Source organism: Mesorhizobium sp. GbtcB19, from assembly GCF_019091085.1.
Lineage (GTDB): Bacteria > Pseudomonadota > Alphaproteobacteria > Rhizobiales > Rhizobiaceae > Mesorhizobium.
This window is the reverse complement of record NZ_JAGXJY010000001.1, coordinates 272,338-292,826: the sequence shown is the minus strand read 5'-3', so window position 1 is coordinate 292,826 and position 20,489 is coordinate 272,338. Positions and strand designations below refer to the sequence as shown.

Here is a 20,489-nt window from a genome sequence, read left to right as displayed (position 1 = left end):
GCCATCAGGCTCTCGCGGCCGCGATCGTCGCCGCCACCTGGGCCTCGTCGGTCACGGTGTTGCGGTATTCGCGGTCGAGGTCGGTGCCGCCCATGCCGACATTCGGGTTGCGGTAGCGCATGGCGCTCGGCACATCCGCAAGTGCTGCAAAATGCATTTCGGTCAGTCCGGTCCGCTTGCGCACGTCGCCGATGGTGTCGGGCGCCAGCGCCCCGCAGCCGAGGATGATGATGCGCGAGCCGGCCAGGCGAACGAGCTCCGCCAGAAGCTCGGCCCCTTCGACCGCCGTGTCGCGCTGGCCGCTGGTCAGCACGCGGCCGACCTTGCAGCGGATCAGCGTTTCGAGCGCCTCGGCCGGATCGCGCGTCATGTCGAAGGCGCGGTGGCAGGTGACGTTGAGCGGGCCGGCAGCCTCGACCAGCGCGCTCATGCGCGCCTCGTCGATGGCGCCGTCCGCGGTCAGGCAGCCGACGACGACGCCGGCGACGCGGAGTTCGCGCAGCGCTTCGACATCGGCCAGCATCGAGCGATATTCGGCCTCGCTGTAGAGGAAGTCGCCGCCGCGCGGCCGCACGATGACATGGAAGGGAATGGTCGCGCTTGCGAGCGCGGCGCGCACCGTGCCGAGGCTCGGCGTGATGCCGCCCTCGACCAGGCTGGCGCAGAGCTCGACCCGGTCGGCGCCGGCGGCCTGCGCGGCGAGCAGCCCGTCAATGCCTTCGACGCAGATTTCGATCAGGGGTTTTTGCGTGTCCACCACCGGTTTCCGTCCATGCTTCTCGAGGAAATGTCCTGCCCTAGCATCGGGCGCGCCATCGCGAAAGCCGCAACCATCGGTCCAGTCAGGGAAGTCGCTTGACAACACATAACTCCAAAGTTATGGATAACTCATAACTGAAAAGTTATTGATTGATGCGGACCTGTCGGCCGCAGAACCTGAGGAGACGGATGATGGAAGCAAGATTGAAGAACCCGGTGATGCTCATTCCCGGCGCGCTGCAGGCGCTGCTGGCGCTCGACAAATCGACCGAAGCCGGCGACGTGCCTTATGTGACACGCAAGCTCATTCATCTTCGCGCCAGCCAGATCAACGCCTGCGCCGTCTGCGTCGACATGCATGCGCGCGAGCTGAAGAAAGCAGGCGAGAAGGATGAACGGATCTTTGCCGTGTCGGCATGGCGGGAGACGCCTTACTTCACCGATGCGGAACGCGCGGCGCTTGCGCTCGCCGAGGCCGCGACGCGCCTGGCCGACCGTTCCGACGCGGTGCCGGACGACGTCTGGGACGAGGCTGCGCGCCACTATGACGACAAGGCGCTCGCCGCCCTGGTGATCCAGATCGCGTTGATCAACGCCTTCAACCGCCTGAACGCCACCACGAAGCAGCCGGTGGGCGCCTGGGGATGAGGCACAAACAGGCCCCCGCGTCGAAGCGGGGGCCTTGTCGCTACTGCTTCAGGATCGTGTTCTTGGCGCCTTGCTCGACCTGGTCGATCACCAACAGCTTCACCGGATCGGCGCCGATGTTGGTGGCCTGGTGCCATTGCCCGATCATCTCGACGATGAAGTCGCCGGTCTTGTAGGTGTTGGCGGCGCCGGTCTCGACATTAGTGACCTTCAGCGTTCCCTGCTCGACATAGGCGTAGCGCGGGAAGGGGTGCTTGTGCACCGGAAGCGTCGCGCCCGGCGCTATCTGATAGGCTGACACCTGAACCTCGACATTTTTTTGCGGCAGCGTGATCGGCTGGCCGGACGCCGTCGTCGTCTTTGACGCCAGCGGGGTCACCACGACCGGCGTGTTCGAACTGTCCAGCGCGCTCGCGTTGGTCGTGAAAAATGCCGCCACCAAAAGCAGCGCCGATGCCGTGATGTTGCGCATGTGGTTCCTCCAGAGGCCGCCAGCTTGGCGCGGAGGACGCTAAGGCGCAAGCTCCGGATGGCGGAATAGCTAACGCTTCGCTGGCGCCGGCTCGGGGATGATCCGCCCTTGGCGAAGCGCCGGCAGACAGGCCTCGTTCCACTGCCAAGTGCGTCAGCCGGCCATCCAGCCGCCATCCACCATCAGGTTGATGCCGGTGACGTAGCTGGCCATGTCACTGGCGAGGAACAGCGCCGCGCCCGCCACGTCGTTGGGATGCCCGAGCCGGGGCCAGGGCGTGCGGCGGCGCGAATAGTCGAGCGCGTCGGGATCGTTGGCGACGCCCGGTTTTCCGGTGATGATCTTGCCCGGAGCGATGGCGTTGCAGACGATCAGGTCGTCGGCATGGTCGACCGCGATCTGGCGCGTCATCTGCACGATGCCGCCCTTGCTCACCGAATAGGGCAGGTCGCCGGGGCAGGCGACCATGCCGTGCTGCGAGGAGATATTGATGACGCGGCCGCGCACGTCGTTGACCGGCGCCTGGGTCAGCATCTGCGTGACGGCGCGTTTGTTGCAGTAGAAAAAGCCGGTCAGGTTGACGCCGATGACGCGGTTCCACTGCTCCGGCGTGGTCTCGACCAGATTGGTGCTGGTGTAGATCGCGGCATTGTTGACCATCACGTCGAGCCGGCCAAACCGATCGACGGTTGCGCCGACGAGCGCATCGACCGCGCTCCAGTCCGAAATGTCGGTCTTGACGTAGATGGCCGTGCCGCCGTCGGCGTGGATCATGTCGACGGTGCTCTCACCACCTTCGATCGGACGCTCCACCGTGTCGGCGACGACGACGTTGGCGCCTTCGGCCGCGAATTTCAGCGCGATCGCGCGGCCGATGCCGGAACTCGCTCCGGTGACGATGGCGGTTTTGTCTGCGAGCAAGGCCATGGTGTTCAGCGCTCCCGGGTGACGATCTTTCCAAGCGTCGGACCGACCAGCCTGCCTTCGCGCACGATCTCATGGCCGCGCAGGAAGACGCTGGTCAGGCGCGCTTTCACGGTCCAGCCGTCGAAGGGCGTGTAGCCCGCCCGCGACACCTGATCGGCATTGGCGATGGTGCTGGATTGGCGCGGGTCGACGATGAGCAGATCGGCATCATAGCCGACGGCGATCCTCCCCTTGCGTCGGCTAAGGCCGAAGCGCTCGGCCGGATTGGTTGAGCACATGCGCACGAGGTCGGGCAGGGCGATGAGCCCTTCGTCGGTCAGCTTGAGCATGGTCTGAAGCAGCGTCTGCAATCCCGGCATGCCGCCCGTAATGTCGGCGAAAGCAGCATAGCGCGCAGCCTTTTCGGCCGGCGCGTGTGGGGCGTGGTCGGTGGCGACGATGTCGATCAGGCCGGCGCTTAGCGCGGCGCGCAACGCGTCGACGTCGTGTGGCGATCGCAACGGCGGCGAGGCCTTCAGATTGGCGCCTTGCGTCTCATAGTCGGCGGCGGTGAAGAACAGGTTCTGCGGCGTGGTCTCGACGCTGGCGTCAGCCATGCCGCGCAGCCGGCTCCAGGTCTCGACGCCAAGCTCTGAGTTGATCTGGCGGACGTGGATTTTTGCCTCAGCCGAAGCAGCGGCGACGAGCGCGCGGGCGACACCGTTGGCCTCCGCAAGCGGCGGCCGGCTGTCCAGGAAGGCGGCGATGCTGCCGGAACGGTCGCGCATCGCGCTGCCGGCCAGGATCGACTGGTCGCCGGACGAGATGCCGATCAGCGTCTCGGCGCCCGCGAACGCCTTCAGCGCCTCGGCGACGGCGTCGAGCGTTGCGAACAGAAAGGCGTCCGGCACGTCGGCGGTGAACAACTCGAACGAGACCGGCGCGCGGTCGAGCAGGCGAGGGACAAGCGACAGGTCGCGGCTGACCACGGTCTGCAGGCCGACATCGACATGGATGCGGCCTTCGGCCATCGCCATCTTGTCGGCGAGCAGCTCAGAGGTGGCCGTCCACGGCTCGTCAGTCGGCATGTCGAGCACGGTCGTCACGCCGCCGAGTGCCGCCGCATGGGTGCCGGAGGAGAAGTCTTCTTTGTGGGTCAGTCCTGGATCGCGCAGATGCGCATGCGCGTCGACAAGGCCTGGCAGCAGGAAGCAACCCGAGGCATCGACGATTTTGCCGGCTTCCGTCGTTTCGCCGGGAGGCATGAGTGCGGCGATCCTGCCTGCCGTGATGCCGACATCGGCACGCGTAGTCCCCTCTGCGTTGACCACCGTTGCGCCGCAGATCAGCGTTTCGAACACGTAGCTATCCCTCAGCCGCGCTGTTCGAAACGCGCGTGGTTCGCGAGCCAGAAGCGCGCGATATCCTCGCGGCGCATGAAGGCGGCGCCGTCGCTTTGCTGGACATGCTCTATGACCTCGCGCAGGCCCGAGGCGCGGTTGGGCTGGCCCGTCCAGCGCGCGTGGATGCCGATGGTCAGCATGCGGCCGCCGGTCTCGTCGGCTTCGGAGAGCATATAGTCGATGGCCGAGCGGCAGTCCTCGGCGAAGTCGCGCGGATTGCCGTAGCCGGGGGCGACGAGATAGCGGCTGTCGTTGAGTGCCTTGGAGTAAGGCACGACCAGGATCTCAGTGCCCTGGTGGTCGAGGAAATAGGGCAGGTCGTCATTGCAGGGATCGGAGTGGTAAAGGAAGCCGCCTTCCTTCACCAGGAGATCGCGGGTGTTGACGCTTGGCAGCGAGCGGCAGTTCCAGCCCAACGGGCGCTTGCCCAGCAGCTTCTCGTAAAGCGCGATCGCCTCATGCAGATGGCGCTCTTCCTCAACTCGCTCCATCGTCGTGTAGTCGATCCAGCGCAGGCCATGGCCCATCAGGTCATGCCTGCGCGCCTTCATCCACTCGACCAAAGGCGGATTGCGTTCGAGCGCCACGGCGCAGGCGGAAAAGGTGACCGGAATGTCGTAGCGGTCGAACAGCCTGGCCAGGCGCCAGACGCCGGCGCGGCTGCCATATTCGTAATGCGTCTCGGTGCCGAGGTCGCGCACCGGCATGCTGCCGGACAGATTGTACTCGCCCCAATTGTCGTTGCGGCCGTCCTCCAGCCATGAGTATTCGGAGCCTTCCTCGTAGTTGAGCACGAGGTTGATGGCGAGCTTGATGCCGCCCGGCCAGGTGACGAAGGGCGGATGCGGTCCGTAGCCGACGAAGTCGCGCGGCTGCTGCGCTTGCTGCGGATCGGTCGGCATCGTCGTCCTCCTTCGGCTCAGTTTGGCTCAGCTTTCGTTGGCGGCAATCCAGTCCATATAGGCGTGGAAGGCTTCCTTGCCGGGGCGCGGCCGCCATTCCGTGTCGCGCAGGATGCGGGCGATGTCATAGGCGCCCCACATGCCGCCTTTCAGCCGCACATCCTGGACGATGTTGGCGTCATCGCCGACCGTCACCTCGGCCTTCAGCCCGGGCACGCGTTCCCTTGCCCAGCCGATGATCTCGCCGATGGTCTGGCTGGAGCCGGAGCCGATGTTGTAGTGGCGGTAATTGAGGCGCGGCGCATCGATCAGCGCCAGGATCGCGGCGGCAACGTCGGTCGAGGTCAGGTAATCGCCGACGGGTTCGAGGCTGTTCGGCTTGATCGTCTCGCCGGCCAAAGCCATATGCGCGACGCGGTTGGGAACATGGCGAAAATTGCGGCTCTCGGTGGCGCGGTCCATCGGGCCGTAGACGGAGGCAAGCCGCACCGAGACCGCCGACAGGCCGAACAAGTCGGCATAGCGGTTGGTGACCATCTCGGAGGCGAATTTCGAGATGCCGTAGAGCGTCAGCGGCGCGACATAGCCGTCTTCCGGCAGCGGCTCGCTCGCCCAGTCGGGCCCGTTGTGGCGGTAGACGGAACCGGAGCTGACATAGACGAAGCGCTTCAGGTCCGGATTTGTGCGCGCCCAGTCCAGCATCCGCACGGTGCCCATGAGATTGACGTCGACGATCCGGGCGGGGTCCTCGGCCTCCGGCTGGCGTTTCGCCTCCGAGGCGCTGCCGCGCGAGATCGGCGTGATCGTCGCGCCATGCACGATCGCCGTGATGCCGTGCTTGTCGAGCGTCGCGGACCAGTCCTGCGGGTTGAGGATGTCGGCGGAAATCACCGTGAGCCTATCGCGCACCGGCGCGAAATGCTTTTCGGCCGCCGCGTCGAGGCCGGAGCGATCGAGGATCACGGCGCGGGCCAGAGGGTCGCGGTCGAGCCATGCGCGCGCGACCACGCTCATGACGAAGCCGGTGCCGCCGGTGACGAGCAGCGTCATGGGAACTCCTTTGAAAAAGCGGTTTCGGGTTCAGCGCGTCGCATAGCCGCCGTCCACGAGCATGTCGGATCCGGTGACGAAGGATGCGTCGGAGGAAAGCAGGAAGGCCGCCGCCGCGGCGATCTCTTCAGGCTCGGCGATGCGGCCGAGCAGATGCGCCGGCCCAAGGCCGGCATTGGCGGCCTCGAAATCGGCAAATCGGCGCAAAAGCCGCGTCGTCGCCACGGCGCCCGGCGAGAGGCTGTTGACGCGGATATTGTCGGGCGCGTGATCGACGGCCATTGCCTTGGCGAGGTGGATCAGCCCGGCCTTGGCGGCGCAATAGGCGACGGCCCTTGTGGTGGCGACGCGCCCGAATTGCGAGCCGATGAAGACGACAGAGCCGCCGCCGCCGGCAGCCATCAGCGGCACGGCGAACTTGCTCATCAGGAAGGCGCCGGTCAGGCCGACATCGATCTCGTGCCGCCAGGCGCTCTCATCGAGATTGACAACGGTGGCGCTGGTCGAAGGCGCGGCCGCATTGTGCACCAGTCCGTCGAGCCGGCCGAATTTCTTCTCGGCGAAGTCGACGGCCGATCTGGCGGAGTCAATCTTCGTCACGTCGCACTGGCAAACGGCCGCGGAAGGCCCGAGCGCTGCGGCAAGTTTCGTCGCTGGCTCAAGATCGTAGTCGGCGCAGACAACCTTTGCGCCTTCAGCGATACAGCGGCCGGCAATCGCCGCGCCGATGCCGCTGGCCGCGCCGGCGATCAGGATGACTTTGCCTTCAAGGCGTTTCATATCCGTCATCAGACCTGCTCCTCGATCGGCTGCAGGGTCGCCATTGTGACGGGACGGCGCAGAAGATTGTAGCAGGCGGCCAAGGTCACCAGCCCGGCGCCGCCGCCGAGCAGCAGAAACATCGCCGGCGCGCCCATATGCTGCATCAGACCTGCGGAAATGCCGGGCGTCGCGACGTTGCCGATCGAATAAAGGAGGAGCAGCGTGCCGGAAGCGCCGACCATGTGCCGGCTGTGCAGTTGCGAGGCGCCGAACGCCATCGCCACCGGATAGACGGTCAGCGCGGTGCAACCGTAGAGGAAGAACAGCACGAAAAGCAGCGGCACCGAGAAATTGCCGAGCCAGGCAATCGTGGCGCACAGCGTGACGGACAGGATGCCCTGGACCAGCAATATGATGCGCCGCTCAAACCGGTCCGACAGCCAGCCGACCGGCGTCTGGGCGAGCATGCCGGCGATGCTGATGGTCGTGACCAGCCCGACCGTCGTGCCCGCCGACAGGCCGATCTGCGTGCCGTAGATCGGCGTCAGCACGAAGATGTTCATGTTGGTGATGCCGCCCTGGAAGATCGCGACGACCGTGACGGGCGCCAGCCGGAACAGTGCCAGCGGGCCTAGCCGCTTGACCGGTCTAGCAGAACTCGCATGGTCAGGATCGACAGACACGGCAGGCAACGCCGGCCAGCGGCCGCCGATGAATTTGGAGATCAGCGCCAGCAGCACGGTCGCGGCCGCAACCGGGAACAGATGCGGAGACTGTGGGCCGACCAGTCCGACGAGGAGCTGTCCGAGCAGCACCGCGATCGCCGTGGTCAGCATGTAGAGCGAGAACAGCGCGCCGCGATTGTGCTGCTCGGCATAGAGGTTGATCCAGCTTTCGCAGACGACGAAGAGCGATGCCATCGCCATGCCGCCGAGCAGGCGGAAGCAGATCCAGCTCGGCAGGAAGTCGGTGAAGACGAAGCCACAAGCCGCCAACAGCGCCAGCACCAGGATCACCACGAAGGTCCGCTCGTGGCCGTATTGGGCGACTGCCGGGCGGGTGACCAGGCATCCGATGAGAAAGCCGACGGGATAGGCGGTCAGCACGATCTGCACGACTTGCGGTGAGATGCCGGGCTTGCCGAGATGCAGCGACACGGCGGTGGTCAGCATGGCGCTGCCGATGCAGGCGAGGCAAACGCCGACCATGATCGGCAGCATGGCGCGGGACCGCTCGGCATTTTGCCAGAGCCGCGCCGCGGATTGAGCGATCGACCTCATGGATGCGGCTGCAGTGGCTCCCCTGGCGTGACCGTTGACCGACGGCAGCCCGAGCAGAAGCTACACTCTGCCGTGGTTGCCACAAACGAAGATTGACGCGGCTATGGCCATAATTTTTTTGGCCATGCCGGCAAAGGAAAGCGGCATCTCGGCGCGTGGCGGGCTTTACAGCGGTTTTGCACCCTCCTTACCATAGGCAAAAACCAAACCCGGGAACCAGCGGAAGGGAACAGCATGACCATCGAACGCCTCGAAAACGGACAGCGTTTCTGCCGGGTGCTCCGCTACAACGGCACCGTCTATGTCGCCGGCCTGACAGCGGATGACCTTTCCGGCGACACCACCAGCCAGACCAAGCAGATCCTTGCCAAGATCGACGCGCTTCTGGCCAAGGCCGGCAGCGACAAGTCGAAGCTGCTCAGCGCGCAGATTTGGCTGCGGGACATCGCCGATTTCGAGATGATGAACACGGCCTGGGACGCTTGGATCGACAGGAGCGCCATGCCGGTGCGCGCCACGGTGGAAGCGCGGCTCGCCGGCGACCAGTATCGCGTCGAGATCATGGTGACGGCGGCTGTCGGCTGAGCCGGCCGGCGGGGCAGATTTGAACAGAAGAGCTGGCCAATGCATGAGCTGGTGATCAAGGGCGGGCGCGTAGCGCTCGACGACGGCTGGGCCGAGTGCGACATCGGCATCGATGACGGCCGCATCGCCGCCATCGGCAAGAGCCTCTCCGGCGAGAAGGCTATCGATGCCAATGGCCGCTGGGTGATGCCCGGCGGCATCGATGCGCATTGCCATCTCGACCAGCCGGTTTGGGGCGGGGCGGGCAATGCCGACGATTTCTATTCCGGCACGATCTCGGCCGCCTTTGGCGGCACCACCTGCATCGTGCCGTTCGGCATGCCTGGACAGGACATGACGACCATCGGCGCCATCGACCGCGCGCTGGAGCGCGCCGCGGGACGTGCTGTGATCGACTACGGACTGCATGCCGTGGTGACCATGGGCACCGGCGCGGACGTCGAGGGTCAGCTCGACGCGCTTGCCGGGCGCGGCATCGCCTCGGTCAAGTTGTTCATGACCTATCAGGGTTTTGCCGTCGACGACGATTTGTTCTTCAAGGTTCTCGATACGGCGAGCCGCCTTGGCTGGATCGTCATGGTCCATGCCGAGAACGACGCCGCGATCCGGCGCACGCGCCAGCGGCTGATCGATCTCGGCCGTACCGACATGCGCTATCATCTGGTGGCCCACAGCGAGACGATGGAGCGCGAGGCGACGCATCGCGCGCTGGCCTTCGCCGAGATGACCGGCGCGCGCATGACCATCGTGCATGTCTCGTCCTGGCAGTCGGCCGAGGAGGTGGCGCGGGCGAAGGCGCGCGGCGTCGACGCGATAGCCGAAACCTGCCCGCAATATCTGTTCGTCGGGGCCGTCGACCTCGATCGTCCAGGCAAAGACGCGGCGCGCTTCGTCTTCTCGCCGCCGCCGCGCTCGCCGCGCAGCCATGAGCATCTGTGGCAAGAACTGATTGACGGCGGCATCGACCTCTGGTCGTCGGACCATTCGCCATACTATTTCGCCGACAAGATCGGCCGGTCCGAAACGCCAGGCTTCACCACGACGCTGAGCGGCATTCCCGGCATTGAGACGCGTCTGCCGCTGCTGTTCTCGGAAGGGCTGCTCACCGGCCGCCTGACGCTCGAGCGCTATCTCGATCTCACCTCGCGCAACGCCGCGTCGATCTACGGCTTTGCCGACCGCAAGGGCCGTATCGCCGTTGGCCTCGACGCAGATATTGCCCTGTGGGACCCGACGGCGCGCTGGACGCTCGGGCACAAGGCGCTGCATTCGCGCGTCGATTTCACGCCTTACGAAGGCAGAAGTGTCACCGGCAAGCCGACCACGGTGCTGGTGCGCGGCGTGCCGGTGGTTGTCGACGGCAAGCTGCAGGCCGAACCGGGGTTCGGGCGCTTTGTGGCGCGCGCCGCCGCCGATCCCACGCATCTTAGAAAACCAGTCGAGGATTGGACACCATGGCTCGATGCCTGACCATCGCCGTCTGCCAGACCGGACCGATCCAGCGCAGCGCCTCGCGCGCCGAGACGGTCGGGCGCCTAGTGCATCTGCTTGAGAAGGCCGCTTCCGCCGGCGCCGAGATCGCGGTCTTTCCGGAGATGGCGCTCACCACCTTCTTCCCGCGCTGGCGCATCGACGACCAGGCCGAGATCGACGCCTTCTTCGAGGCCTCGATGCCGGGGCTGGAGACGCAGCGGCTCTACGATGCCGCCGCGCGGCTGAAGGTCGGCTTCGCGCTGGGCTACTGCGAGCTCGCGCGGGAAGAGGGGCGCACGCGCCACTTCAACACGATGGATCTGGTCGGGCCTGACGGCGTCTTCATTGGCCGTTACCGCAAGATGCATGTGCCGGGTTCGAGCGAGCCGGAGGCAGGCACGACAACGCATCTCGAACGCCGTTACTTCGAACCTGGCAATCTCGGCTTTCCGGTCTTCGATTATCGCGGCGTGCGCGTCGGCCTTGCCATCTGCAACGACCGCCGCTGGCCGGAAACCTACCGCATGCTTTGCCTCAACGGCGCCGAGGTGGCGCTGCTCGGCTACAACACGCCGCTGCTGCTCGACGAGGCGCCGGCGCTGGCGCATCTGAGAATGTTTCACAACCATTTGCCGATGCAGGCCGGCGCCTACCAGAACACGCTCTGGATCGGCGCCGCCGCCAAGGCCGGGCAGGAAGACGGCCAGGCGCTGATCGGCGGCTCCTGCATCATCGCGCCGACCGGCGAGATCGCGGCGCAGGCGATGTCGCTCGACGACGAGGTGATCGTGCACCGCGCCGATCTCGACCTGATCGAGATGTGTCGCAAGGTGAATTTCAACTTCGCGCTCTACCGGCGGCCGGATCAGTACCGACGCATCTCTGAACCGGTCTGAGATCGACATCGCGATGGGCGTGATCGAAACCAGCCACAGCCAAGCCACAATGCCGCTCTCGCCCGATCCGCTGACGCTGAGCGAGATCGTCGAAAACGGGCTTTGCATCGGTTGCGGCCTCTGCCGATCGATCGCCGGCCCCGGCGACGTCGAGATGGTGATGACGCCGGAAGGGCGCGAGCGGCCGGTGGCGAGGCGGGCTTTGGACAAGGCGACACTGGCGAAGATCAATGCCGTCTGCCCAGGAACGCGCATCGCCGGTCCGCCACAGTTGGATGAGGCCGTGTTGACGGACACTGTCTGGGGACCTGTCGAAAGGCTGGTGCTCGGCCGCGCGGCCGACCCTACGGCGCGGTTTGTCGGCTCGGGCGGCGGGACGCTGACGGCGCTCGGGCAATTCCTGCTCAACTCGGGACGGGTAAAATTCGTGCTGCATGTCGCGGCGTCGCGTTCCATGCCGATGCGCACGGAACGCAAGCTGAGCTTCGACGCGGCTTCCGTGCTCGAAGGCGCCGGCTCGCGCTATGGTCCAGCGGGAGCCCTGGTCGACTTCAACGACATCCTCGACCGTGGTGAGCCGTTCGCGCTGATCGCCAAGCCTTGCGATATCACCGCGGTGCGCAACCTGGCGCGGCTCGATCCGCGCGTCGACGAGCACATGCGCTATGCGCTCGCCTTCGTCTGCGGCGGCGCCTCGGACCTGACCAAGTCGGAACAGGTGCTGCAACGTTTTGGGCTCCGCGAGGAGGAGTTATCTCTGTTCCGCTACCGGGGTCACGGCAATCCCGGCCTCAACCGCATCGAAACTCGCGATGGCCGCGCCTTCGAGATCAGCTACCGGCAGCTCTGGGAAGATGAGGACAAGTGGATGATCCAGCCGCGCTGCAAGATCTGCCCCGACGCGATCGGGCAGGTCGCGGATATCGCGGTTTCGGACGCCTGGCTGAATGGTGGACCGGCGGTCGAGGACGAGCCGCTCAACGGTATCATCGTGCGCACCAAGCGCGGGCTGGAGTTGTTCGATGCGGCAGTCGAGGCTGGCGTGCTGGAGATCAAGCGGCAGAGCGGGATCGCCGAGATCGGCGACTTGCAGTCGCATCAGGTGCGCAAGCGCCGTGCCGTCTGGGCGCGGCTGAAGGGCATGGCAATCGCAGGCAGGCCGGTGCCCTTGATCAGCGACCTCGCCTTGCGGGATTGCGCCTCGCAGAATTCGCTGGCCGAGAATCTTGCCGAAGGCCGCGGCGCCCGCGATCGCGCCCGGCGCGGCCGCCTGGGCGAGCCGCCTGCCGTGCCGCGCGGAACAGTTTTGGGGGATCCATGAGCGAGCAGACCGACGTGATCATCATCGGCGGCGGCATGGCCGGCGCCGGCGCTGCCTTCGAGATTTCGCGCGACAGGAAGGTCATTCTGCTCGAGCGCGAGAGCCATTGCGGCTACCACACCACGGGACGTTCGGCGGCGAGTTTCACCGAGAATTACGGCAACGGCGTCATCCGCCGCATCGTGCTGGCAAGCCGAGCCTTCCTCACCGAGCCGCCGGCGGGATTTTGCGATTATCCGCTGCTCAGCAAACGCGGCATGATCACGGTAGCGCGCGCCGATCAGCTTGACTTGCTGCGCGAGGATCTGGAAGCCGCGCAGGCGCTTGTCCCCTCGATCGTCGCGATGACACCGGCCGAAGCGATTGCACGCGTGCCGGTGCTGCGCGAGGATTATCTCGCCGGCGCTTACATCGAACCGCATTCGATGGACATCGACGTCAACGGCCTGCATCAGGGTTTCTTGCGCGGCGCGCGTGCGCATGGCGCGCGCGTCGTCACCAAGGCCGGGGTGAGAGGTATCGGCAGGCATGGCGGCCAATGGCGGGTCGAGACGGAAGCGGGGACATTCCTTGCGCCGCTGATCGTCAATGCGGCCGGCGCCTGGGGCGACGAGATTGCGCTGATGGCGGGCGTGCGTCCGGTCGGCCTAGAGCCTAAGCGCCGTACCGCCTTCAACATTCCCGCACCTGAGGGTGTCGACATTTCCGATTGGCCGCTGGTCAACGATGTCGGCGCTGAATTCTATTTCAAGCCGGATGCCGGGCAGTTGTTCGTCTCGCCGGCCGATGCGACGCCGTCGGAACCGATGGACGCCTTTGCGGAAGACATCGACGTCGCGATCGGCGCCGAGCGTCTCGAACGAGCGACCACGATTGAGGTGCAGCGCGTGTCGCGTTCCTGGGCGGGCTTGCGGACCTTCGTTTCCGACGGGTCGCCGGTGGTCGGGCCAGATGACGAATTTCCGGATTTCGTCTGGCTGGTCGGGCAGGGCGGCTACGGCATCAAGACGTCGCCGGCGCTATCGCGCGTCTGCGCCAGCCTGATCGCCGGTGGCGGCATGCCGGACGATGTCGCAAGGCAAGGCGTATCGCTTGCAGAACTTACGCCGCATCGGCTGCGCGGCGCAGAGACTGCCGCCCGGCAGGTTGCGTCATGAGCGATGCCGTGTTGACGGCCGGTGACAGGTTGGCCGGACGCCTGCTGGAGAGACTCGCCGAAGCCACGACCGATGCGCCAGGGATCACGCGCGTCGCTTACGGACCCGGCGAGCGCTTCGCCCATGATCTCGTGCGCGCAGAAGGGGAGAAGCTTGGAGCCGCTGCGCGCATCGATGCCGCCGGCAACCTGTACCTGACGCTGAAAGGCCGTAGCCCCGACCTGCCCGCGATCGTCATCGGCTCGCATCTCGACAGCGTGGCGCATGGCGGCAATTTTGATGGGGCTGCCGGTGTCGTGGCTGGGCTGGCGGTGATGGCCGAACTGCTCGAACAAAACATCCAATTGCCGCGCGATCTCATCGTGCTGGCGACGCGCGCCGAGGAGGCGGTCTGGTTTCCGCTGTCCTACCCGGGCAGCCAGGCGGCACTTGGTTTGCTCGATCCTCAGGCACTCGAAGCAAAACGCTCCGACAGCGGCCGCACGCTTGCCGACCACATGCGCGAGGAAGGCTTCGACCCCGACGCGGTGCGGCGGGGCGTGCCGGGGATTGATACAGACAAGATCGCGGTCTTCGTCGAAGCCCATATCGAGCAGGGACCGCGCCTGGTCGCCGCCGAAGCGCCGGTCGGTATCGTCACCGGGATTGCCGGCGGGTTCCGCTATGTCGACGCGAAGTGCCTCGGCGCTTACGCCCATTCGGGCGCGGAGCCGCGCTTTGCCCGGCATGACGCCGTGCTCGGCTTTGCCGATCTGGTCGCGGGTTTGGAGGCGGAATGGGATGCCCTCGAACGCGAGGGGCTCGAGGCCACCATCACCTTCGGCCGCGTGCAGTCCGATCCGACGCAGCACGGCGGCAGCCGGGTGTTGGGAGAGCTCGGTTTCACGCTTGACGTGCGCAGCGCCGAGGCAGTCGTTTTGGAGCGGATCGAAGCGCGGCTGCGAGCCATTCTCGCCGAGGTCGGCGGCAAGCGCGGTGTGACCTTCGAGACCGGTCCGCGCTTCACTTGGGAACCGGCGACCATGTCGCCGGCACTGATCGCGAAGCTCGATCGCGCCGCCACCGAATTGCAGATGCGGGCGCCGCATGTGCCGAGCGGGGCAGGCCACGACGCAGCCACGTTTGCCGGCGCCGGCATTCCAACCGCCATGCTGTTCGTGCGCAACGAGAATGGCAGCCACAATCCGCATGAAGCGATGGAGATCGCCGACCTCGACCAGGCGATCCGGCTGCTTCTACGCTTCGTCACCGACTTCGACACGGATCAGCCATGAACCTTGCCAAGACCGCCTTGCTGGTCACCGACCTGCAGAACGAATACCGTCCCGGCGCCGCATGGCCGGTCATCGGCTATGACGCGGTGCTCGCCAACGCCGCAACACTGATCGAAGCAGCCCGCAAGGCGGGTGTGCCTGTCATCCATGCGCAGGCCTGGGTGAAGCCGGAGGAACGTGACGGCTATGCGCGGCAGGAAGAGATCCTGACCGAGGAATTCCGCTCCGCCGTTGCCGGCAGCGAGGGAGCTCAAATCTGCGCCGAGGTGGCGGCGCTGCCGGGCGACATCGTCATCCACAAGCACTGGCCGAGCGCCTTTCGCCGCACCGACCTGTCGCAGCGGCTCGCCGCGCTCGGCATCGAAAATCTCGTCGTGGCCGGCGTGCTGACCGACAGCTGCGTGACCGCAAGCGTGTTCGACGCGGTTTACCAGGGCTTTCGCGTCTGGCTGGTCAAGGAAGCCTGCGGCAGCATGACCGAGGCCATGCACCGCACCGGCATGCTCGACATGGCGAACCGGCTCTATGGCGGCGGCATATTGCGTCTGCCCGAGGCGCTAAAGGCGCTCGCCGGCCAGCCTTTCGATGGCTGGCGCTGCACGCGGCCGGTGGAGTTCGCCTACACTCTGGAGAGCGTCGACCGGATCTATGAGGCGCTATGATCTTCGGCGCAGCCGCACGCGCCTCTGACGAGCGTCTTTGAAGCTGACGGTTTCAGAACCGCGCCGGGTAGCGCACCGGTCGCCCTGCCGCCGCGCCAGACGGGCACGCCGTTGACGAAGACATGTTCGATGCCGGCAGCGGGCCGGCGCGGCTCCTCGAAGGTCGCGGTGTCGATGATGGTCTCCGGATCGAAGATGACGAGGTCGGCGAAGTTGCCTTCGGCCAGCAGGCCGCGTTGCGCAATGCCGAATTCCTTCGCGGGCAGCCCGGTCATGCGGAACACAGCCTCTTCCAAGGTGAGCAACCCGATGTCACGCGCGTAGTGCCCGAGCACGCGTGGAAACGTGCCCCAGAGCCGCGGATGTGGATGGATGTCGTGCGGCAGGCCGTCCGAGCCGATCATGGTGCGCGGATGCGCGATGATGTTGCGCACGTCGTCCTCGTCGAGCTGGAAGTAGACCGCGCCGGCCGGCAGCAGGCGCTGGCCGGCCTCGCGCTCCGTGCAGTTCCATTCGCGGGCAATGTCGGCGATCTCGCGCCTGGCCATTTCCGGATGCGGATCGGACCAGGTGACGAGGATCTTCAACCCTGTGTCGCAGCGCTGCAGCCGCAGCACCGTCGAGCTCGCGGCATAGGGATAGACGTCCATGCCGATGTCCATCGTCTCGCGCGCCCGGTCGATCCTTTCCAGCGAGGGCCGGCTCTTGCCGAAATTGGCGCGGCCGGTGCACTGGTGGTGCGAGATGAACAGCTTGCCACCGGCGTGATCGGCAATGTCGATAGCCTCCTCGATCGCCTCGTCCATGGTTTCGAAATAATTGCGGGTGTGGGTGACGTAGGGGCCGCCGAGATGCGCAGCGGTCGCAGCCAGCGCCTTGACCTCGTCGGTCGATGAGTCGATCGCCGGTGGATAGTCAAGCCCGGTGCTGAGGCCGAACGCACCCTCGGCCATGGCCTCTGCCACCGCGTCCTGCATGGCCACCGTTTCCGCTTCATTGGCCGGACGATCGGTCACTGGCATGCAGCGCTGGCGCAAGGTGGTGTGGCCGACGAGCAGGGCGGCGTTGGTGGCGATGCCGCGGCGCTTCAGCTCCGCGACATAGTCGGCAAAACGGTCGAAGCGGAAATTCTCGCGGCCGCCGACCAGCGTGAAGGGCGGCGGCGGTGTGCCGTTGAGAAGCAGCGGCGCCAGGCTGACGCCACAATTGCCGGCGATCACCGTCGTCACGCCCTGGCTGATCTTCGGGTCCATGCCGAGTGGGGCCAGCAGCGCGCCGTCGTCATGGGTGTGCACGTCGATGAAGCCCGGTGCGACGACCTTGCCCTTGGCGTCGATCTGCTCGATGCCCTGCGCGTCGTCCAGCCGACCGATCGCGGCGATCCTGTCGCCGTTGACCGCAATGTCGGCCTCGAAGGGTTTCGAGCCGTCGCCGGCGATCAGCGTCGCGCGGCGGATGACGAGATCATAAGGCATAAGGCGGAATTCCTAAGTTTCCGGATTGGCGGCGATCTCCTCGCGGCGACGCGCGACATAGGCGTCTAGCTCCTCGCGGATCGCGGGATCCATCACCGGTTCCTCGTAGTCGTGCAGAGCCAGCTGCCAAAGGTCGGTCGCGCGCTCCAGCGCATCCTTGCCGCCGGCCTCCTCCCAGGCGCCGTGGTTCTGCCAGTTGGAGAGCATCGGCTGGTAGAAGGCGGTGGTGTAGCGCGACATGGTGTGCTCGGCGCCGAAGAAATGGCCGCCGGCCGGCACCGACTTGATGGCCTCGAAGCCGAGGTCGTCTTCCTGGAACGGCAGCGGCCGCAGGAATTCCATCATGTTCTGCAGGATCTCGACGTCCAGCACGAGCTTCTCGTAAGACGCCGTCAGCCCGCCCTCCAGCCAACCGGCGGCGTGATAGATCAAATTGGCGCCGCCGAGCACCGCGCCCCAGGTGGCCATCTCGGTCTCGTAGGCGGCCTGCAGGTCGACGACGTTGGAGGCATTCGCATTGGAGGTGCGGTAGGGCAGATTGTAGCGCCGCGCCAACTGCCCGGCGATGATGTTGGCCTTGGCGTTCTCCGGCGTGCCGAAAGCCGGCGCGCCCGACTTCATGTCGACATTGGAGGTGAAGGCGCCATACATCACCGGCGTGCCGGGATTGACGAGCTGCGTCAGCACGATGCCGAACAGCGCCTCGGCGTTTTGCTGGCAAAGCGCCGCGGCCAGCGTCACCGGCGTCATCGCCCCCATCAGCGTGAACGGCGTGACGGTCACCGGCTGGCCATGCTCGGCCATGGCGATCAGGCCTTCGGCCATCGCGTCGTCGAACAGGCGCGGCGAGTTGATCGAGATGATCGTCGTCACGCCCGGCGAGGCGCGCATCTCCTCGACGGAGATGCCGCGCGCGATCGCCATCATGTTGATGCCGTCCATGGCCCTGGCTCGGCCGATCGCCGTGCAATGGAAGGAGAGGTCGCTCAACGTCAGATTGGCATGGTAGGTGTCGAGATGACGCGCATTGGCCGGCAGTTCCATCGGCGCCACCACCTGGTTGCCGATGATGTGGATGGCGTTGAAGTGGTGCGCCAGCCGGATGAAGTTCTGGTAGTCGGGGAGATTGCCCTGGCGGCGGCCGTTGATGCGGTCATGTACATTGGGCGGACCGGCGACCAGGCCGAAAACCAACGAGTTGCCGCCGAAATGGACCTGCTTTTCCGGATTGCGGCTGGTCAGCGTGAAGGACGAGGGAACGTTGCGCAGAGCCTCGGTGACGATGCTCTCGTCGATGCGGATGGTCCGCTCCTCGCGGTCGACGATGGCGCCGGCCGCGGCGAACAAGTCCATCACCTTTTCACTCATGACGCGGATGCCGAGCTCGGACAGGATGCGCATCGAGGTCTTGTGCAGCTGTTCCATGCGCTCTTCATCGAGGAGCCGCATCGGCGGGTAGGGGTTTTTCACGCTCTGCCACGGCAATTGCGAGATGCCGCCGCCGCTGCGTCCGAGTTTCGATCTGCGGCCACCGCCGCGCCTGTCCTGCGACATCGGATTATTCCCTTCCGGCCTTCAATAGCCGCGTTCCGGATTGACCACGTTTTCCAGCGGCTCGCCTTTGCGGTAGCGCGCCAGATTGTCGGCGAACATGCGCACCGACTTGATGTCCCAGCCGTCATAGACCGCCGCGCAATGCGGCGTGACGGCGACATTGTCGTAGCGCCAGAGCGGATGCTCCGCAGGCAGCGGCTCCGTCGCGAAGACGTCGAGCGCCGCCCCTTTGATCCGCTTACCGTCAAGGGCGGTGAGCAGGGCCGCTTCTTCAACGACGCCGCCGCGCGAAATGTCGATGAGGACGGCGGAGGGCTTCATCGCGGCAAAAGCGGCCTCGCCGAGCAGCCCCCGCGTGGTCGGCAGCAAAGGCACGCAGCAGACGATGAAATCGGCGCGGGCAATCAGTGGCAGCAGGGCGTCGACGCCATGAACCTCGTCGAGGCAGGGCGTCGGCTTCGGCCGCGCGCGGACGCCCAGCGTGTGCAGGCCCATCGCCTGCGCGCGTCGCGCCACGGCCTCGCCGGTCTTGCCGAGGCCGATAATGAGGACGGTCTTGCCTTCGATCGGCTCGACACGGCCGCCGCCCCACTGCCTTGCCTGCTGCCGGCGTTCGAAGCCGCGCTGGTCAAGCGAGAAGGAGAGCATGGCGCCGAGCGCATATTCGGCCAGCATGCCGGCGGCGACGCCGGCCGAATTGGTCACCGTCACCCGCGTCGGATCCCAATGCCCGAGATGGTCGGTGCCGGAGCCGCCGATCGACACCCATTTCACCGTCGGGCCCTCGACAAGGGCCTGGCGCGGATAGCGCGGCGTGCCGTCGAAGCGGATCGAATAGACCACCTCGGCGCCGGTCCGCTCGATCAGCGCGGGAAGGCCGGCATAGGTGTCGCAGGTGTGGACGTCGAGATCGGGATGCGTCTCGGCGAGCACGGCGAGCGCGCCGGCCGGCTTGTCGGTGTGCAGGATGATGGTTGGGCGCGCCGACATCGCGATCTCAATTGCGGCCAATATGGTCGGCGGCGCTGCCGAGCGCGGCAAGCAGCGCCTGGCCGCTTTCCAGCGTCGCATTCTCATGCGGCGCGCGCAGGTTCAGCCAGCGCCGGTCGCCGGACTTGACCGCAAGCACCGCCTTCATCGCCGGAATCAGCCCTGCATCCTGGATCACTTTCCTGAACGCTTTGACAGCGGCATCCGCCTCGGTGACGTCCTCGTCCCTGCGGGCCGCGTCATAGAGCCGGCGGATGGCGGCGGCGTTCAGATTGACGGTCGCCGAAATGCAGCCGGCGGCGCCGCTGGCGAGACCCTTGGTGAGCTGTGCCTCGGAGCTCGGGAAGACCGAAATATCGGGCGCGGCGGCGATGACGGCGGCGGTGTTGTTCCAGTCGCCGGCGCTGTCCTTATAGGCGACGACCGTGTCCGGGAAGGCCTTGCTCAGCCTGGCCGTAAGCGTCGGGCTGACCGGCACGCCCGAATTCTGTGGGATGTGGTAGAGGATCACGCGCATCGAAGGCTTTGCCACCTTCTCGATCAACTCGCTGTAATAGCGCGCCTGACCGTTGTCGCCGGCACCGGTGTAGAAGAAGGAGGGCAGCACCATGACCGCAGCGCAGCCGAGGCCGACCGCGTGGGCTGACAATTCCACCGTTTCGGGCAGCGCGGTGACGCCGGTGCCGGGCATCAGCCGGTCCGGCGCGATACCGGCCTCGACCAGCCACTCCAGCGCCTGCATGCGCTCTCGCAAGGACAACGAGAGCGCTTCGCCCGTCGTGCCGAAGGGCGAGAGGAAATGCGCGCCCTGGCCGAGGACCCATTTGGCATGGGAAATCCAGAGATCGCGCGCAATGCGGCCGTCGTCTTCGAACGGCGTCAGGATGGGGGCGATGGTTCCTTGCGGGCGGGTCATGAAA

At 66.1% G+C, this 20,489-nt stretch carries 20 protein-coding genes; 8 read left to right on the top strand and 12 right to left on the bottom strand.

Features of this window, described 5'->3' with window-relative positions; genetic code table 11:
• Positions 1–4: 4 nt before the first annotated feature.
• Positions 5–757 carry a copper homeostasis protein CutC gene (locus KVT37_RS01370; RefSeq protein WP_308642536.1) on the bottom strand — a complete coding sequence of 251 codons (753 nt, stop codon included), beginning with the start codon at positions 755–757 and terminating at the stop codon, positions 5–7.
• A gap of 194 nt (positions 758–951) precedes the next feature.
• On the opposite strand from KVT37_RS01370, the gene KVT37_RS01365 reads away from it, so the two are divergent.
• A complete protein-coding gene (locus tag KVT37_RS01365; protein ID WP_217569867.1) occupies positions 952–1,407 on the top strand; it encodes a carboxymuconolactone decarboxylase family protein in 456 nt (151 codons plus the stop codon).
• A 40-nt stretch (positions 1,408–1,447) separates the two neighbouring features.
• Here the strand turns inward: KVT37_RS01365 and KVT37_RS01360 are convergent, their stop codons facing one another.
• The 7 genes from KVT37_RS01360 to KVT37_RS01330 all read right to left on the bottom strand — a co-directional run bounded on the left by KVT37_RS01360 (position 1,448) and on the right by KVT37_RS01330 (position 8,182).
• Complete coding sequence (locus KVT37_RS01360; RefSeq protein ID WP_217568886.1) at positions 1,448–1,879, bottom strand: cupin domain-containing protein; 432 nt, start codon at positions 1,877–1,879, stop codon at positions 1,448–1,450.
• A 153-nt stretch (positions 1,880–2,032) separates the two neighbouring features.
• Positions 2,033–2,806 carry an SDR family NAD(P)-dependent oxidoreductase gene (locus tag KVT37_RS01355; protein ID WP_217568884.1) on the bottom strand — a complete coding sequence of 258 codons (774 nt, stop codon included), beginning with the start codon at positions 2,804–2,806 and terminating at the stop codon, positions 2,033–2,035.
• A gap of 5 nt (positions 2,807–2,811) precedes the next feature.
• A complete protein-coding gene (locus tag KVT37_RS01350) occupies positions 2,812–4,146 on the bottom strand; it encodes a dihydroorotase family protein (RefSeq protein WP_217568882.1) in 1,335 nt (444 codons plus the stop codon).
• 11 nt (positions 4,147–4,157) lie between these two features.
• Entirely contained in the window at positions 4,158–5,090 is a 933-nt protein-coding gene (locus tag KVT37_RS01345) for a polysaccharide deacetylase family protein (protein ID WP_217568880.1), read from the bottom strand.
• A 27-nt stretch (positions 5,091–5,117) separates the two neighbouring features.
• The gene (locus KVT37_RS01340; RefSeq protein WP_217568878.1) at positions 5,118–6,140 is read right to left on the bottom strand and encodes an NAD(P)-dependent oxidoreductase; all 1,023 of its coding nucleotides are present in this window, start codon (positions 6,138–6,140) and stop codon (positions 5,118–5,120) included.
• A 30-nt stretch (positions 6,141–6,170) separates the two neighbouring features.
• Complete coding sequence (locus KVT37_RS01335; RefSeq protein WP_254633739.1) at positions 6,171–6,929, bottom strand: SDR family NAD(P)-dependent oxidoreductase; 759 nt, start codon at positions 6,927–6,929, stop codon at positions 6,171–6,173.
• The gene (locus KVT37_RS01330; RefSeq protein WP_217568876.1) at positions 6,929–8,182 is read right to left on the bottom strand and encodes an MFS transporter; all 1,254 of its coding nucleotides are present in this window, start codon (positions 8,180–8,182) and stop codon (positions 6,929–6,931) included. The genes KVT37_RS01335 and KVT37_RS01330 overlap by 1 nt, the downstream gene beginning before the upstream one ends.
• Positions 8,183–8,416: 234 nt before the next feature.
• On the opposite strand from KVT37_RS01330, the gene KVT37_RS01325 reads away from it, so the two are divergent.
• The 7 genes from KVT37_RS01325 to KVT37_RS01295 are packed head-to-tail and all read left to right on the top strand — an operon-like array spanning position 8,417 to position 15,550.
• Positions 8,417–8,767: a RidA family protein gene (locus KVT37_RS01325; protein ID WP_041007422.1), complete on the top strand. Its 351-nt coding sequence runs from the start codon at positions 8,417–8,419 to the stop codon at positions 8,765–8,767.
• Positions 8,768–8,806: 39 nt separating this feature from the next.
• Positions 8,807–10,237, top strand: a complete 1,431-nt coding sequence (gene hydA / locus KVT37_RS01320) for a dihydropyrimidinase (protein ID WP_217568874.1) — start codon at positions 8,807–8,809, stop codon at positions 10,235–10,237.
• On the top strand, positions 10,222–11,136 hold the full coding sequence (locus tag KVT37_RS01315; RefSeq protein ID WP_217568873.1) for a nitrilase-related carbon-nitrogen hydrolase: 915 nt from the start codon (positions 10,222–10,224) through the stop codon (positions 11,134–11,136). Before hydA ends, KVT37_RS01315 begins: the two co-directional genes overlap by 16 nt.
• A gap of 13 nt (positions 11,137–11,149) precedes the next feature.
• Positions 11,150–12,457: a Coenzyme F420 hydrogenase/dehydrogenase, beta subunit C-terminal domain gene (locus KVT37_RS01310; RefSeq protein WP_217568872.1), complete on the top strand. Its 1,308-nt coding sequence runs from the start codon at positions 11,150–11,152 to the stop codon at positions 12,455–12,457.
• Positions 12,454–13,614: an FAD-binding oxidoreductase gene (locus KVT37_RS01305; RefSeq protein ID WP_217568871.1), complete on the top strand. Its 1,161-nt coding sequence runs from the start codon at positions 12,454–12,456 to the stop codon at positions 13,612–13,614. Before KVT37_RS01310 ends, KVT37_RS01305 begins: the two co-directional genes overlap by 4 nt.
• Positions 13,611–14,888, top strand: coding sequence for a Zn-dependent hydrolase (locus KVT37_RS01300; protein WP_217568870.1), 1,278 nt, complete (start codon positions 13,611–13,613; stop codon positions 14,886–14,888). Before KVT37_RS01305 ends, KVT37_RS01300 begins: the two co-directional genes overlap by 4 nt.
• Positions 14,885–15,550, top strand: coding sequence for a cysteine hydrolase family protein (locus KVT37_RS01295; protein ID WP_217568869.1), 666 nt, complete (start codon positions 14,885–14,887; stop codon positions 15,548–15,550). Before KVT37_RS01300 ends, KVT37_RS01295 begins: the two co-directional genes overlap by 4 nt.
• Here the strand turns inward: KVT37_RS01295 and KVT37_RS01290 are convergent.
• From KVT37_RS01290 to KVT37_RS01275, 4 genes are read right to left on the bottom strand one after another with little or no spacing between them, the layout of a single operon-like run.
• Entirely contained in the window at positions 15,535–17,025 is a 1,491-nt protein-coding gene (locus KVT37_RS01290) for an amidohydrolase family protein (RefSeq protein WP_217568868.1), read from the bottom strand. The genes KVT37_RS01295 and KVT37_RS01290 overlap by 16 nt on opposite strands.
• A 12-nt stretch (positions 17,026–17,037) precedes the next feature.
• Entirely contained in the window at positions 17,038–18,579 is a 1,542-nt protein-coding gene (locus KVT37_RS01285; protein WP_217568866.1) for a trimethylamine methyltransferase family protein, read from the bottom strand.
• Between the two features lie 21 nt (positions 18,580–18,600).
• Positions 18,601–19,569: a D-2-hydroxyacid dehydrogenase gene (locus tag KVT37_RS01280; RefSeq protein ID WP_217568864.1), complete on the bottom strand. Its 969-nt coding sequence runs from the start codon at positions 19,567–19,569 to the stop codon at positions 18,601–18,603.
• A gap of 7 nt (positions 19,570–19,576) precedes the next feature.
• Complete coding sequence (locus KVT37_RS01275) at positions 19,577–20,485, bottom strand: dihydrodipicolinate synthase family protein (RefSeq protein ID WP_217568862.1); 909 nt, start codon at positions 20,483–20,485, stop codon at positions 19,577–19,579.
• Between the last annotated feature and the right edge of the window lie 4 nt (positions 20,486–20,489).

Bases quoted from the DNA above. Each gene is read 5' to 3' on its own strand.
- KVT37_RS01335 (WP_254633739.1), bottom strand. From the start codon at position 6,929: ATGACGGATATGAAACGCCTTGAAGGCAAAGTCATCCTGATCGCCGGC.
- KVT37_RS01325 (WP_041007422.1), top strand. From the start codon at position 8,417: ATGACCATCGAACGCCTCGAAAACGGACAGCGTTTCTGCCGGGTGCTC.
- KVT37_RS01330 (WP_217568876.1), bottom strand. From the start codon at position 8,182: ATGAGGTCGATCGCTCAATCCGCGGCGCGGCTCTGGCAAAATGCCGAG.
- KVT37_RS01345 (WP_217568880.1), bottom strand. From the start codon at position 5,090: ATGCCGACCGATCCGCAGCAAGCGCAGCAGCCGCGCGACTTCGTCGGC.
- KVT37_RS01305 (WP_217568871.1), top strand. From the start codon at position 12,454: ATGAGCGAGCAGACCGACGTGATCATCATCGGCGGCGGCATGGCCGGC.
- KVT37_RS01275 (WP_217568862.1), bottom strand. From the start codon at position 20,485: ATGACCCGCCCGCAAGGAACCATCGCCCCCATCCTGACGCCGTTCGAA.
- KVT37_RS01340 (WP_217568878.1), bottom strand. From the start codon at position 6,140: ATGACGCTGCTCGTCACCGGCGGCACCGGCTTCGTCATGAGCGTGGTC.
- KVT37_RS01295 (WP_217568869.1), top strand. From the start codon at position 14,885: ATGAACCTTGCCAAGACCGCCTTGCTGGTCACCGACCTGCAGAACGAA.
- KVT37_RS01310 (WP_217568872.1), top strand. From the start codon at position 11,150: ATGGGCGTGATCGAAACCAGCCACAGCCAAGCCACAATGCCGCTCTCG.
- KVT37_RS01315 (WP_217568873.1), top strand. From the start codon at position 10,222: ATGGCTCGATGCCTGACCATCGCCGTCTGCCAGACCGGACCGATCCAG.
- KVT37_RS01300 (WP_217568870.1), top strand. From the start codon at position 13,611: ATGAGCGATGCCGTGTTGACGGCCGGTGACAGGTTGGCCGGACGCCTG.
- KVT37_RS01290 (WP_217568868.1), bottom strand. From the start codon at position 17,025: ATGCCTTATGATCTCGTCATCCGCCGCGCGACGCTGATCGCCGGCGAC.
- KVT37_RS01355 (WP_217568884.1), bottom strand. From the start codon at position 2,806: ATGGCCTTGCTCGCAGACAAAACCGCCATCGTCACCGGAGCGAGTTCC.
- KVT37_RS01280 (WP_217568864.1), bottom strand. From the start codon at position 19,569: ATGTCGGCGCGCCCAACCATCATCCTGCACACCGACAAGCCGGCCGGC.
- KVT37_RS01360 (WP_217568886.1), bottom strand. From the start codon at position 1,879: ATGCGCAACATCACGGCATCGGCGCTGCTTTTGGTGGCGGCATTTTTC.
- KVT37_RS01285 (WP_217568866.1), bottom strand. From the start codon at position 18,579: ATGTCGCAGGACAGGCGCGGCGGTGGCCGCAGATCGAAACTCGGACGC.
- hydA (WP_217568874.1), top strand. From the start codon at position 8,807: ATGCATGAGCTGGTGATCAAGGGCGGGCGCGTAGCGCTCGACGACGGC.
- KVT37_RS01365 (WP_217569867.1), top strand. From the start codon at position 952: ATGGAAGCAAGATTGAAGAACCCGGTGATGCTCATTCCCGGCGCGCTG.